Below are 12,609 nucleotides of genomic sequence, written 5' to 3' on the forward strand. Positions count from 1 at the left end.
CCCTAGGACTCTCATGACCCTCGACCTGCGGGGCTACCAGCCCCGCCATCCCACGCTCTACCAGCTGGCCGCCGACGGCGAATCGCTGGACTTCGTCTTCGCCCAGTGCCCGGCCTGCGGCCACCTGGCCTTTCCGGCCGACGCGCCCGGCTGCAGCCAGTGCGGCGACCCGATGAAAGACGCCGCGCGCATCACGCGCCCCGGCAACGGCACGCTGCTGGAGTTCGTGACCCTGCATGTGCCCCTGCTGCCCGGCATGCAAGTGCCGCGCATCGCCGCCGACATCCGCCTGGGCGAGGACGGCCCCATCGAGGAAGGGGTGATGGCCACCACCGACGAGTCGCAGTTGCGCGTGGGCATGCCGCTGCGCGCGGTGGCTCATCCCTTGCCGGAGGGCGAGGTGTTCGACTGCCGCTTCGTGCCGGCGACGGAGGCCCAGCGATGAGCGCGTGGATCGACGACAACGACGGCGTGTACGTGGCCGGCATCGGCATGCATGCGTACCAGTTCCCCACCGAGACGCCCTACACCCACCTGGGCCTGACCGCGGTGCGCCAGGCCCTGGCCGACGCGGGCCTGGCCTGGCCGCAGGTGAACAGCGCCTACATCGGCACCACCTCCATCGGCATGGCGGCCGGGCGGGTGATGCTGCGCCACCTAGGCTCGACCGGCCTGGCCGTCACCCAGGTCGAGAACGCCTCGGCCTCGGGCTCCTTCGCCTTCCGGCAGGCCTGCCTCGAAGTGGCGCGTGGCGTCAGCGACGTGGTGCTGGCCGTGGGTGTGGACAAGCACGGCGACGGCCGCCGCGCCGCCGACAAGGACGGCCTGGCGCACCTGAGCGATACCGCCAACGTGCCGCCGGTCAAGTTCGCCATGATGGCGCGCACCTACCTGCGCGAGCGCAACGCCGATGTGGCCTCGATGGCGCAGGTGGCGGTCAAGAACCATGGCAACGCTTCGCGCAACCCCTATGCACAGTACCGCAAGCCGCGCACGCTGGAGCAGGTGCTGGCCTCGCCGCGCGTGGCCGGCGACCTGACGGTGCAGCAGTGCTGCCCGCGCGGCGAAGGCGCGGCGGCGGCCATCGTGGTCTCGGGCCGCGCCCTGCGCCGGCTGGGCCTGGACCCCAGGCGCTGCGTGCGCGTGCGGGCCTCCACTGCCTGCAGCGAGACGCCCGAGACTGCCTACGGCCAGGCCGCCGTCGACCTGGTGCGCAGCAGTGCGCAGTCGGCGCTGGAGCAGGCGGCCATCTCGGCCGAGACGCTGGACCTGCTCGAACTGCACGACGCCTTCTCGGTGGAGGAGCTGCTCTACAGCGAGGCCATCGGCGTGTGCCCGCCCGGCGAGGGCGCGAGCTTTTTGATGCGCGGCGACTCGCGCATCGGCGGGCGCTGCGCCATCAATGCCTCGGGCGGCCTGATCGGCATGGGCCATCCGCTGGGGCCGACCGGCATCGGCCAGATCGCCGAGCTGACCCGGCAACTGCGCGGCGAGGCCGGCGAGCGCCAGCACAGCCATGCGCGCTGGGCCATGGCCCACATGATCGGGCTGGGCTCGGTGGCCATCGCCCACGTTCTTTCCGCACCCGGCGCCTGAAAAGGAGCGGCACCCGCATGACCACGACCACCACGCCCCCCGACCACGTCGAACTCGGCACCCTCACCTATGCAGTGCAGGGCCATGTCGCCGTGATCACCCTCAACCGCCCCGAGCGCATGAACACCATCGGCAGCACGATGAAGCCCGACCTGGCGCAGGCCTTCCTGCAGCTGGCCCGGGCCGACGAGCGCGTGCGCGCCGTGGTGCTGACCGGTGCCGGCGAACGCGCCTTCTGCGCGGGCGCCGACATCAAGGAACGTGCCGACCACCAGATCAGCGCCACGGACTTCTTCGTCGCGCAGAAGGCCACGCACGACCTGCTGCGCGACATCGAGGAATTCGAGAAGCCGGTCATCGCCGCCATCAACGGCGTGGCGCTCGGCGGCGGGCTGGAGATCGCGCTGTGCTGCGACCTGCGCATCGCGGCCGACCATGCGAAGTTCGGCCTGCCCGAGGCCCGCATCGGCGCCCTGCCGGCGGCCGGGGGCACGCAGCGCCTGCCGCGGCTGATCGGCGAGGCGCGCGCCAAGCACCTGATGTTCACCGCTGCCCAGATCGACGCCGCCCAGGCACTGCAGATGGGCCTCGTCACGCAGGTCTGCCCTGGCGCCGAGCTGATGACCGAGGCCATGAAGCTGGCCGGCACCGTGGCCGCGATGCCGCCGCTGTCCATCCGCTTCATCAAGCGCGCGGTCAACCGCGGCATGCAGACCGACCTGGACAGTGGCCTGGAATACGAGCGCTATGCCGCCGCCATGTTGATCGACAGCGAGGACCGCAAGGAAGGCATGCGCGCCTTCGTCGAGAAGCGGGCGCCTGTCTTCAAGGGCCGCTGAAGCGCCGCCCTTCCATTTCCATCATTCACGAGGAAGAACCATGAAACTCAATCTGGAGCGCCGCGTCGCGCTCGTCACCGGTGGCGGCCAGGGCGTGGGTCGTCAGATCTGCATCGAGCTGGCCCGCGAGGGCGCGCGGGTGGTGGTCAACGACCTGTTCGCGCCGCGCGCCGAGGCGGTGGCGGCCGAGATCCGCGACCAGGGCGGCGAAGCGATGGCCGCGCCAGCCGACATCACCCAGGCCGGGCAGGTGCGCGCCATGGTGGACCAGGCCGCGAGCCACTTCGATGCGCCGGTGGAAATCCTGGTCAACAACGCCGGCATCATTCCCGAGCGGCGCGAGAAGGGCGGGCGCACCCCGGCCTTCGTCGACATGCCGGTGGAGGACTGGGCCAAGATCGTCAACCTCAACGTGTACGGCACGCTGCACTGCTGCCACGCGGTGCTGCCGGGCATGGTGGCGCGCAAGGGCGGGCGCATCGTCAACATCATTTCCGAGGCCGGGCGCATCGGCGAGGCCAACATGGCCGTCTACTCCGGCGCCAAGGCGGCCATCGCGGGCTTTGCCAAGGCCCTGGCCAAGGAGCATGGCCGCCATGCGGTGACCGTCAACTCCATCGCGCTGGGCGCCGTCTCGCACGAGGGCATCAAGGACGGCCCGCTGCATGTGGACGCCACGCCGCAGAACAACGAGCTGCTGGCCAAGATGCTGGGCATCTACCCCATCTCCAAGGGTGTGGGCCGGCTGTCGCGGCCGGACGACGTATCGGGGCTGGTGGCCTTCCTGGCCTCGGACCGGGCGCTGTTCATCACCGGGCAGACCATCGGCGCCTCGGGCGGCTTCGCGATGGTCTGAGGGGCAGGGCGGCGGCGGCCCGCCGCCGGCCCGCCCTTTATGATCCGGCCCGCGTGCAAGACGCCTCCGGGTCCGCGGGAAGGGTTGAACCCACTTGCCTGTCTTGCGGCATCCATCGCGGTGCCGCCTCCTCACCACCTTGGGTGCAGCCGGTCTTGCGGGCCATCGGCGTTCGATGCACAGAGGTGTCCATGCAATCCCTCCCTCCCCGGCCCGACATCGGGCATCTGAAGAAGCAGGCGAAGTCCCTGCTGGCCGACTACCGGCGAGGCGCGCCCACGGCGATGCAGCGCTTCCGGTCGGCATTGCCCGCCGCGCGCGGCCGGGACGAAGCCGCCCTCGCGGCCGCATCGCTGCGGCTGCACGATGCGCATTCCTGTATCGCACGCGAGCACGGCTTTGCCAGCTGGGCGGATCTGCTGGGCTTCGTTGAGGCGCGGCGGGCGCTCCTCGACGACCCACAGGCAGCGCTGCTGCACTGGCTGCGGCTGGTCTATGCCGGCGATGTGGCCGGCGGCAACGGCGCCAGCCGGCCCGCGGTGGCGGCACGGCTGCTGGCGGAACATCCTGCGCTCTTGGCTGGCGCCGATCCCTCGCTGGCTTGCGCCATCGGCGACGAGGCGGCGCTGCGGGCCGCCACGCAACGCGATCCGTCCTGGGTCCACCGGCCCGGCGGCCCGTTGCGGCTGCCGCCGCTGGTGGCGGTCACCCATTCCGGCCTGGCGCGCGTGCCCGGTTTCGCGGAGGGCCTGCGGGCCTGCGTCGCAGGGCTGCTGGCCGGCGGCGCCTCGCCCAACCAGTCCATCGGGAGCCGGTGGACGCCCGCCTCGCTGGACGCGCCGGACGAGTCCTTGCGCGTGTCGGCGTTGTACGGCGCGGCGGGCCAGGGGGGCGACGCGGCCATGACGAAGCGGCTGCTCGATGCTGGCGCCGAGCCGGACGATGGCGAGTCGCTCTACCACGCGCTCGGCACGCCCGCCTGCGCACGCCTGCTGCTGGAGGCCGGCGCGACGATCGCGGGCACCAACGCCATCTACCGCGCGCTCGACTTCGACGATCCGCAGGCCCTGCAACTGCTGCTGGCGCATGGCGGCAATCCCAACGAGCCGCCGCCCGGCCCGCCGACCTCGGACTGGGGCACGCCGCTGCTGTGGGCGATCCGCCGGCGCCGTTCGGTGGCGCATGTCCAGGCGCTGATCGACGCAGGCGCGCGCACCGATGTGCGCACGCCCGACGGTGTGACGGCCCGCGTCCTGGCGCTGCGCTTCGGCCTCCCGGAGATCGCCGCGCTGCCGGCGTTGGCCGCGTCGGGGAGTCCAGGCAGCGACGACCTCGACACGGTCGAGGCCTTCGTGGCCGCATGCGCCCGTGGCGACACGTCGTCCGCGCTGTCCCTCCAGCGTGCCGAGCCCGATGTGCTCGCCCGGCTGGACGACGCGCAGCGGCGCCTGCTGCCGGAACTGGCGGCCGATGGATGCGACGTCGCCGTGCGTGCCATGGTGGCCTGTGGCTGGCCGCTGGAAGTTCGCGGGGGCGACATCGACGGCTCGGCCCTGAACCAGGCCGTGTTCCGCGGCGATGCGGCGCTTGTGCGCCTGCTGCTGGAGAACGGCGCCGACTGGCGCGCGCCGCATGGCTTCGGCGACGACGTGCGTGGCACGCTGTCCTGGGCCTCGCTCCACATGCCGTCAGGCGAGGGCGACTGGGCCGGCTGCGCGCAGGCGCTGCGGGGCCACGGCATGCCGGCCGCCCTGCCCGATCCGGACGGGTCGGACGCGGTGCTGATCGATGGCCGCTGTTATCTGTTCGCGGACGAGGTGCGGGCCGTGCTGCTCGGCACGGTGGCACGCACCGGCTGAGCCCCGGCGGGCCACCCGCGGCCCATGAAACCGAAGAGCCGCCGGAGCTCGAATGGCCGCGGGGCAGCCCAGCTTCACTCGGCAATGCAAACCCGGTCGCGGCCGGACTGCTTGGCCTTCAGCATCGCCAGATCGGCCCGGTGCAATGTCTGCATGACGGATTCGCCCGCCCGCAGCGTGGCGATGCCGATGGAGACGGTCAGGCGTTCATCGGGCCGCGGCACCTGCGCAAGCAGCAGGCGCAGGCGTTCGGCCACCGCTGCCGCCCGGGCTTCCGAATGGCCCGGCAGCAGCACGCAGAACTCCTCCCCGCCGAGCCTGCCCAGCACGTCCTGCTGCGGCAGGGTCTGCCTCAACACCTCGCCCATCCCCCGCAGCACCGCGTCGCCCGCCGCGTGACCATGGCTGTCGTTGAGCCGTTTGAAATGGTCGATGTCCAGGTACAGCAGTGCGAGCGATGCCCCGGTGTCGCGCGCAAGGCCGGCCACCTGTTCCGCCTGGTGCAGGAACTCGGCCCGGCTGCGGGCGCCCGTGAGGGCATCCGTGGCGCTGAGCTCCGCGAGCCGGCATTCCTGGTCGAAGGCGCGGCGTTGGTAGTCCTGGACGCGGCGGTGGGTGACGAAGGCTGTGGCGAGGGCGATGCCCGCATAGAGCAGCGCGAAGACGGTGTCGGTCCGGTTGGCCGTGTGGTCGAACACGAAGGGCAGGAAGAAGGCATAGCAGGCCAGCGAGCCGCCGACCCACTGCGCCAACGTGATCCAGAAGAAGCTGGTGGTGACGACGACGATGATTGCCGCGGGGAGGAAGTACATGAGCGGCCGGTCGGTGCCGAGCGCGCCCAGATAGCAGTTGAGGCTCACCATGGCGATGGTCGCCATGCAGGCCAGGCCGTAGGTCTGGACCGAGGGTGCGCGGGCGATGAGGAAGGCGAAAAGCGCAGTGAGCGGCAGCAGCAGTACCCGCAGCCCCACATACTCGGGCATCGGGATCAGCAGCCGCGCCAGCAGCGCCGCCAAAGAACCGGCCACGGCGGTCACGCCCATCTCGACCGCCGTGAGCTGCAGGCGCTGGCGGGTGTGGTCCCGGTAGATTTCTTCTCGGTCGTCGGCGGGGGCGGTGCGCAGGCGCATCAGCTTCTCGTCCCCCCACCCAGTGCCTTGCGCTCGCGCCAGGCCGTCTGGACGAAGGGATCGGTCACCGCATAGACGCCATGGCCCTTGCGGATGATGAGGTTGGCGTCGCGCAGTTCGTCGGCCACGCGCTGCACCTGGTCGGCCGTCACCTCGCGAGCCAGTTGGGCGGTGTAGTCGGCCAGGGCCTGGGCGCCGAACAGGCCGGTGGCGTCGCCCTCGGCCCGGGCCACGCGGTCGAACACGGCGCCGGCGAGGGTGCCCAGGTCTTCCACCTTGCGCAGTTCCACGTCGGCCGCCGCCGTCTTGAGCGTGGCGGCGATCACAGGCAGGAAGCGGTCGGCCTCGGCCGGGTCGGCCTGCTGCAGCTGGCGCAGGGCGCGGATGAGCTCTTCCGGGCGCCGGCCCAGGGTGTCGAAGGCCTCGATGGCGACGGCCAGACTGGGCTGGACGCGGGCGCCTTCCAGGGCGATGCCGTCCAGCACATGGGCCACGTAGTCGCCGTCCAGCGTCGGGTAGTCGACCGAGGTTGCGCCGGCGAAGGCATGCCGGCCCTGCAGCGTCATGCCCACCACCTGGGCACGGTGCGAGCCCGTGCCGATGAAGATGAAGTGGCCGGGTGTGGCGGGCCGCGGGTTGATCGCGTCGCGTGCCGCCTTGATGGCCAGCAGCATCTGCGCGCCGTCTTCGCCGGCCAGCGCCTGCTGCACCTCGTCGACGATCAGCACCACGTCGGTCCGGGCCTTGTCGACCACCTCTGTCAGTGCGTCGGCCAGCGTCACGCCGCCCTTGGCGCCCACCTCGTTCAGCTGGAAGCCGAACTTGAAGCCGGCGGCGCCCACATCCAGCCCTTTGAGCCGCTTCAGGCGCGCGAGCACGCCCGAGGCAGGCGTCTGCAGTTCGCCCAGCGCGCGCTGGATCGCCGTGTGGATGAGCGTGGCGGGGTTGGCCCGCGTATCCGTCCAGAGGTCCACATAGATGACGATGGCGCCCAGCGCCTCCAGGGCCGGGATCAGGTCCTGCCGCAGGAAGGTGGTCTTGCCGGTCCGCCGCAGACCCGACAGGAACAGTCCGGAGCGCAGGCCCTGGTCGAGCAGGCCCGGACGCAGGAGCTGACGCGCCATCTGGTCGGCCAGGGCTGTACGGTGGAACAAGGTCATTTCGGCGATTTTACCCAGATCGGCTAATTAGCTGAAATCCATAAAACACGCGAAAGGGGCGGCCCCTGCGTGCGCCCGCCACGGACCGGCACGCGCGGGTACGCAGACGGGCCGTGGCTGCAGGCCCCGTCCCACAGCCACCTGCGTTGCGCCCGCACGCCGGGCGGCCGGACTGTGCATCGAAGGTTCGGCCAGACCGGTCGAGAGGCGACCGGTTTCACGTGACCAACTATGAAAGGAACAGTCACCATGAAGCAACGACAACAACAACGATCGCACCGTCTCCTCGCCTGCGCCCTGTTGGGCGGATTGCTGGCCGTCGGCGGCCATGCACAGGCCCAGGGCGTGGGGGTCGGAGTGGGCGTCAATGCTGACGTGAATGCATCCGGCTCCGCCGCCGGCCAGCGCGCGGGCGTTGGCATGTCGACGGGCACCAGTGCGGGTGCCAACGCCGGCACGACCCACAACGGCGCCCACGCGGGCGGCAGTGCCGGCGCCCAGACGAGCGGCGCCGGCAACGCGGCGGGTGGCGTGGGCAACGCGGTCGGCGGCGTGCTGGGCGGCGTGACCGGCGCCGTGGGCAATGCACCCACCGCCGTGGGCGGCGTGGCCAACAGGGTGGGCGGTGCCGCGAACACGGCCACCGGGGCCGCCACGTCTGCAGGCGGCGCGGCAGGCGGCCTGACCAACACCGTGGGCGGCTCGCTCAACGGCACGGCCGGTGCGGCGGGCTCGGCGGGCGGTGCATTGAGGGCGCCGGGTGCGGCTGTCGGCGGCAGCGGCAATGCCCAGGGCTCGGGCGCGGTGAACCTGCAGAAGTAATCCGCAGTCTCTGACTTGGAAGGCCCGCGGCGCGAAAGCGCGGCGGGCCTTTTGGCGTGGGCACAAGGTCAGGCTGGCATGGATGCTGCAAGGGAAAACCAGACTGCCGATTGTTAGACAATCCAACAAAATCCCCGCCGGCCTTCTTGCCAGACGCCGATCCATCCTTCCGCTTTTCATGACCCAGCCCATCCTGCGCATCAGCGGCCTCCACAAGCGCTTCGGCGATCACCATGTGCTGCAGGGCATCGATTTCGACGTGCAGCCCGGCGACCGCGTGGCCATCCTGGGCTCCAGCGGCTCGGGCAAGAGCACCTTCCTGCGCTGCCTCAACTTCATGGAAACGCCCAGCGCCGGACGGATCGAACTCAAGGGCCAGCCCATCGGCCAACCCGACGCGCGCGGCGGCGATGGCGTGCGCTACACCCAGGCCGAACTGGCACAGGTGCGACGGCAGGTCGGCATGGTGTTCCAGCAGTTCAACCTGTTCCCGCACATGACGGTGCTGGGCAACGTGATGGAAGGCCCCATCACGGTGCGCGGCATGGGCGCCGCGGCGGCCCGGGACATCGCCCTGCGCGAACTCGACAAGGTGGGCATGGCCCACAAGGCCGACGCCTATCCCGGCCACCTGTCTGGCGGCCAGCAGCAGCGCGTAGCCATCGCCCGCGCGCTGGCCATGGCGCCCGACGTGCTGCTCTTCGACGAGCCCACGTCCTCGCTCGACCCGGAGCTGGTGGGCGAAGTGCTCAACGTCATCCGCGACCTGGCCGAGGAAGGCCGCACGATGCTGCTGGTGACCCACGAGCTGGGCTTTGCCTATCACTACGCCAACAAGGTGCTCTTCCTGGCCGACGGCCTGATCTACGAAGCCGGCACCCCCGACGAGGTGCTCAAGCACCCGCGCAAGGAGCGCACGCAGCGCTTTCTCGAACGCTTCACGGCCTTCAGCTTCTGAATCGGCCGTTTCCTCATTCCGCGCCCTCTTCCCATGCAGCTTTCCAACCCCGCCTCCGCCACGAGCTCCCAGGCCTACCGGGCCGATGACCGCAACGAGCAGGTGCTCGTCTATCTCAACGGCGACTTCGTGCCCCGCAGCGAGGCCAAGGTGTCGATCTTCGATGCCGGCTACGTCTGCGGCGATGGCGTGTGGGAGGGCGTGCGGCTGGTCAACGGCCGCGTGATCTCCTTCGACGCCCACATCGACCGCCTGTTCGAAGGCGCCAATGCCATCGCCATGGACATCGGCCTGACCAAGCAGCAGGTCAAGGACGTGATCCTGCGCACCTTCGAGGTGAACGGCATGCACGACGGCGCGCATGCGCGCCTCATGGTGACGCGCGGCCTCAAGAAGACGCCCAACCAGGACCCGCGCTTCATCATCGGCAGCGCCACCGTGGTCTGCGTGGCCGAGCACAAGGTGGTGGACGCCGCGGCCAAGAAGCGCGGCCTGGCGCTGCACACCAGCACCATCCGCTGCAGCACGCCCGACGTGTTCGACCTGCGGCTCAATTCGCACAGCCGGCTCAACTTCATCCAGGCGCTGATCCAGGCCATCCACGTCGGCGCCGACGAAGCGCTGATGCTGGACACGAACGGCTTCGTCTCCAGCTGCAACTCGACCAACTTCTTCATCGTGCGCGGCGGCGCGCTGTGGACCTCGTCCGGGCGCTACTGCTTCAACGGCATCACGCGCGCCACGGTGCTGCGCCTGGCGCGCGAAAACGGCATCCCGGTGCACGAAGGCGACTACACGCTGGCGGAGGTCTATGCCGCCGACGAGGCCTTCGTCACCGGCACGCTGGGCGGCCTGACGCCCGTGGCGGCCATCGACGGGCGGCGCCTGCCGACCGAAGGCTACGGCCCGCTCACGCAGCGCCTGGCCGACCTGTACCAGGCCTACATCACGGCGCCGGCCGCCTGATTTCTCTTTTCTACCTGTCCACTTTGTAGGAGCGACGAATGAACATCCTGTCCCGCTTTGCCGCCGTCCGCCGCGGCCTGCTGGTCGGCCTGGTCGGCCTGGGTCTGCTGGCCGGCCTGCCGGCCCAGGCCCAGACGCTGGAGAAGGTCAAGAAATCCGGCGAGCTGCGCATCGGCGTGGCGCCCGGCGACCCGTGGTACTACCGCGACCCCGCCACCGGCCAGTGGACCGGCGTGGGCGTGCTGATGGGCGAGCAGATCGCCAAGAACATCGGCGTGAAGATGGTGCCGGTCGAGACCACCTGGGCCAACAGCGTGGCCGGCCTGCAGTCGGGTCAGTTCGATGTGATGTTCGTGCTCGATGCCACCGAAGAGCGCAAGCGCGCCATCGACTTCCCTACCGCGCCCATGCTCTGGTACGCCCAGGGCGTGCTGGCCAAGGACGGCCTGACGGTCAAGAACTGGAGCGACCTGGACAAGCCCACCGTGCGTGTCGGCGTGGCCCTGGGCACCGCCACCGACCGCGATCTCACCAAGCGCCTGCCCAACGCCAGGATCGAGCGCTTCACCAATACCGACGAGACCGTGGCCGCCTTCAATGCCGGCCGTGTGGATGCCATCGGCTTCTACCACTCGGTGCTGACCATCGCGTATTCCAAGATCAAGAAGGGCAGCGTGCAGATCCCGCAGCCGGTGGTCGCCATCGCCACCAGCGCCGGCGTGCGCAAGGAGCAGGACCCGGCCTTCCGCGACATGCTCGACGAGCAGTTCAAGAAACTCTATGCCTCGGGCCAGACGCAGGCGCTGTACGCCCAGTACCTCAAGACCAAGGGGCTGGATCCGGACAAGATGCCTGGCGTGACCAAAGAGTCTCTGGAGAAGTAGTGACACCCCCCAAGTCGCTTCGCGACTCCCCCCTCTCTGTCGCCTTCGGCTTGGAGGGGGGCGCACCCGGTGGCCTGGCAGAGCCAGTTCCACGGGTGCCTTGGCATGGCCTGCTCCGCGGCCATTCGAGTCGCCCTCGCGCCATCCGGGTTGCGCGCGGCGCCACGGACACATGACATGAACTACGACTGGGACTTCGGCGCGGTCTGGGAATACCGCCAGATGCTGCTGACGGGCGTGCTCGGCACCTTCCGCATCGCGGCGGTGGCCATTGCCATGGGCGTGCTCATCGGCGCCGTGCTGGCCACCATGCGCCTCGCGAAGACGCGCTGGCTGCAGTGGCCGGCGCTGTGGTTCACCGAGTTCTACCGCAACACACCGCCGCTGGTGCACTTCTTCTGGGCCTTCTATGCGCTGCCCGTGGTGCTGGGCGTGAGCCTGGACCCGTACGTGGCGGCCATCATCGCCCTTTCGACCCAGTCGGGCGCCTTCTATGCCGAGGTGTTCCGCGGCGGCGTGGTCAGCATCGACCGCGGCCAATGGGAAGGCGCCCGCGCGCTGGGCATGCGTCCGCCCGCGGTGCTGCGGCGCGTGGTGCTGCCCCAGGCGCTGCAGCGCATGCTGCCGCCCTTCATGGAACGCTCCTTCGAGCTCATCAAGACCACCGCCCTGGCCTCGACGCTGGCGTACTCCGACCTGCTCTACCAGGCCATGCAGGTCAACAGCATCACCTTCCGCCCGCTGGAGGTCTACACCGTGGTGGCGGCCATCTTCTTCGTCACGCTGTTGGTCCTCAGCACGCTGGCGCACCTGCTGGAGGCGCGGCTGACCCGCGCCACCCGGCCCGTTTCCGCAACCGCGAGGTGACCGGCATGGACTTCTCCTGGGACTTCACCCCGGTGCTGCAGAACTGGCCCGTGCTCCTCAAGGGCGTGGGCATGACGGCGCTGCTGTGGGTCATCGCCTTTCCGCTGTCGATGGTGCTGGGCCTGCTGCTGTCGCTGGCCACCGGCTCGGGCCGGCGCGTGCCGGTGCTGCTGGGGCGCAGTTGGGTCGAACTGTTCCGCAACACGCCCGTGATGGTGCAGCTGATCTGGTTCTTCTATGCCTTCCCGATCCTCACCGGCGTGCAACTCACGCCGCTGGTGGCGGCGCTGTGCGGACTGGTGCTCAACGCTTCGGCCTACTGTTCCGAGATCTTCCGCGGCGGCATCGCGTCGCTGCCCGTCGGGCAGTGGGAAGGCGCTCGCGCGCTGGGCATGACGCGCACCCAGCTGATGCGCCGGGTCATCGTGCCGCAGGTGCTGGCGCGCATGCTGCCCGCCTTCACCAACCGCGGCATCGAGCTGGCCAAGAACACCTCCATCGCGTCGGTCATCGCGGTGCAGGAGCTGATGTACCAGGGCCGCGCGCTGTCGGCCGCCTTCTACCGGCCGCTGGAGATCCTCACGGCCGTGGGCCTGATCTACTTCGTGCTGATCTACCCGGGCTCGTACCTGGCCTCGCGGCTGGAGAAGCGCTTCGCGCTGCGGGCCTGAA

13 protein-coding genes are annotated in these 12,609 nt (G+C 70.1%); 11 read left to right on the forward strand and 2 right to left on the reverse strand.

Annotated features, from left to right (window positions below; genetic code table 11):
• The first annotated feature begins 13 nt into the window (after window positions 1-13).
• The 5 genes from ABIC63_RS07480 (at window position 14) to ABIC63_RS07500 (ending at window position 5,150) form a co-directional block, all read left to right on the forward strand.
• On the forward strand, window positions 14-445 hold the full coding sequence (locus ABIC63_RS07480; protein ID WP_354319255.1) for a Zn-ribbon domain-containing OB-fold protein: 432 nt from the start codon (window positions 14-16) through the stop codon (window positions 443-445).
• Window positions 442-1,596 carry a thiolase family protein gene (locus tag ABIC63_RS07485; protein WP_354319256.1) on the forward strand — a complete coding sequence of 385 codons (1,155 nt, stop codon included), beginning with the start codon at window positions 442-444 and terminating at the stop codon, window positions 1,594-1,596. Before ABIC63_RS07480 ends, ABIC63_RS07485 begins: the two co-directional genes overlap by 4 nt.
• A gap of 17 nt (window positions 1,597-1,613) precedes the next feature.
• Window positions 1,614-2,435: an enoyl-CoA hydratase/isomerase family protein gene (locus ABIC63_RS07490; protein ID WP_354319257.1), complete on the forward strand. Its 822-nt coding sequence runs from the start codon at window positions 1,614-1,616 to the stop codon at window positions 2,433-2,435.
• Between the two features lie 40 nt (window positions 2,436-2,475).
• The gene (locus ABIC63_RS07495) at window positions 2,476-3,291 is read left to right on the forward strand and encodes an SDR family NAD(P)-dependent oxidoreductase (RefSeq protein ID WP_354319258.1); all 816 of its coding nucleotides are present in this window, start codon (window positions 2,476-2,478) and stop codon (window positions 3,289-3,291) included.
• Between the two features lie 191 nt (window positions 3,292-3,482).
• Window positions 3,483-5,150: an ankyrin repeat domain-containing protein gene (locus ABIC63_RS07500; RefSeq protein ID WP_354319259.1), complete on the forward strand. Its 1,668-nt coding sequence runs from the start codon at window positions 3,483-3,485 to the stop codon at window positions 5,148-5,150.
• Between the two features lie 74 nt (window positions 5,151-5,224).
• On the opposite strand, the gene ABIC63_RS07505 is transcribed toward ABIC63_RS07500, so the two are convergent.
• Complete coding sequence (locus ABIC63_RS07505) at window positions 5,225-6,280, reverse strand: GGDEF domain-containing protein (protein ID WP_354319260.1); 1,056 nt, start codon at window positions 6,278-6,280, stop codon at window positions 5,225-5,227.
• Window positions 6,280-7,440: an AAA family ATPase gene (locus tag ABIC63_RS07510; RefSeq protein ID WP_354319261.1), complete on the reverse strand. Its 1,161-nt coding sequence runs from the start codon at window positions 7,438-7,440 to the stop codon at window positions 6,280-6,282. The genes ABIC63_RS07505 and ABIC63_RS07510 overlap by 1 nt, the downstream gene beginning before the upstream one ends.
• 249 nt (window positions 7,441-7,689) lie before the next feature.
• On the opposite strand from ABIC63_RS07510, the gene ABIC63_RS07515 reads away from it, so the two are divergent.
• The 6 genes from ABIC63_RS07515 (at window position 7,690) to ABIC63_RS07540 (ending at window position 12,608) form a co-directional block, all read left to right on the forward strand.
• Complete coding sequence (locus ABIC63_RS07515; RefSeq protein WP_354319262.1) at window positions 7,690-8,262, forward strand: adhesin; 573 nt, start codon at window positions 7,690-7,692, stop codon at window positions 8,260-8,262.
• A gap of 178 nt (window positions 8,263-8,440) precedes the next feature.
• Window positions 8,441-9,220: an amino acid ABC transporter ATP-binding protein gene (locus ABIC63_RS07520; protein ID WP_354319263.1), complete on the forward strand. Its 780-nt coding sequence runs from the start codon at window positions 8,441-8,443 to the stop codon at window positions 9,218-9,220.
• Window positions 9,221-9,253: 33 nt separating this feature from the next.
• A complete protein-coding gene (locus tag ABIC63_RS07525; RefSeq protein ID WP_354319264.1) occupies window positions 9,254-10,186 on the forward strand; it encodes an aminotransferase class IV in 933 nt (310 codons plus the stop codon).
• A 38-nt stretch (window positions 10,187-10,224) separates the two neighbouring features.
• Window positions 10,225-11,070 carry a transporter substrate-binding domain-containing protein gene (locus tag ABIC63_RS07530; protein ID WP_354319265.1) on the forward strand — a complete coding sequence of 282 codons (846 nt, stop codon included), beginning with the start codon at window positions 10,225-10,227 and terminating at the stop codon, window positions 11,068-11,070.
• A 177-nt stretch (window positions 11,071-11,247) separates the two neighbouring features.
• Window positions 11,248-11,937: an amino acid ABC transporter permease gene (locus ABIC63_RS07535; RefSeq protein WP_354319266.1), complete on the forward strand. Its 690-nt coding sequence runs from the start codon at window positions 11,248-11,250 to the stop codon at window positions 11,935-11,937.
• A 5-nt stretch (window positions 11,938-11,942) separates the two neighbouring features.
• Complete coding sequence (locus ABIC63_RS07540) at window positions 11,943-12,608, forward strand: amino acid ABC transporter permease (RefSeq protein WP_294372137.1); 666 nt, start codon at window positions 11,943-11,945, stop codon at window positions 12,606-12,608.
• The last annotated feature ends 1 nt before the right edge of the window (window position 12,609 follow it).

Source organism: Pseudacidovorax sp. 1753 (assembly GCF_040544975.1).
Classification (GTDB): Bacteria; Pseudomonadota; Gammaproteobacteria; order Burkholderiales; family Burkholderiaceae_C; genus Xenophilus.

Bases quoted from the DNA above. Each gene is read 5' to 3' on its own strand.
- ABIC63_RS07480 (WP_354319255.1), top strand. From the start codon at position 14: ATGACCCTCGACCTGCGGGGCTACCAGCCCCGCCATCCCACGCTCTAC.
- ABIC63_RS07485 (WP_354319256.1), top strand. From the start codon at position 442: ATGAGCGCGTGGATCGACGACAACGACGGCGTGTACGTGGCCGGCATC.
- ABIC63_RS07490 (WP_354319257.1), top strand. From the start codon at position 1,614: ATGACCACGACCACCACGCCCCCCGACCACGTCGAACTCGGCACCCTC.
- ABIC63_RS07495 (WP_354319258.1), top strand. From the start codon at position 2,476: ATGAAACTCAATCTGGAGCGCCGCGTCGCGCTCGTCACCGGTGGCGGC.
- ABIC63_RS07500 (WP_354319259.1), top strand. From the start codon at position 3,483: ATGCAATCCCTCCCTCCCCGGCCCGACATCGGGCATCTGAAGAAGCAG.
- ABIC63_RS07505 (WP_354319260.1), bottom strand. From the start codon at position 6,280: ATGCGCCTGCGCACCGCCCCCGCCGACGACCGAGAAGAAATCTACCGG.
- ABIC63_RS07510 (WP_354319261.1), bottom strand. From the start codon at position 7,440: ATGACCTTGTTCCACCGTACAGCCCTGGCCGACCAGATGGCGCGTCAG.
- ABIC63_RS07515 (WP_354319262.1), top strand. From the start codon at position 7,690: ATGAAGCAACGACAACAACAACGATCGCACCGTCTCCTCGCCTGCGCC.
- ABIC63_RS07520 (WP_354319263.1), top strand. From the start codon at position 8,441: ATGACCCAGCCCATCCTGCGCATCAGCGGCCTCCACAAGCGCTTCGGC.
- ABIC63_RS07525 (WP_354319264.1), top strand. From the start codon at position 9,254: ATGCAGCTTTCCAACCCCGCCTCCGCCACGAGCTCCCAGGCCTACCGG.
- ABIC63_RS07530 (WP_354319265.1), top strand. From the start codon at position 10,225: ATGAACATCCTGTCCCGCTTTGCCGCCGTCCGCCGCGGCCTGCTGGTC.
- ABIC63_RS07535 (WP_354319266.1), top strand. From the start codon at position 11,248: ATGAACTACGACTGGGACTTCGGCGCGGTCTGGGAATACCGCCAGATG.
- ABIC63_RS07540 (WP_294372137.1), top strand. From the start codon at position 11,943: ATGGACTTCTCCTGGGACTTCACCCCGGTGCTGCAGAACTGGCCCGTG.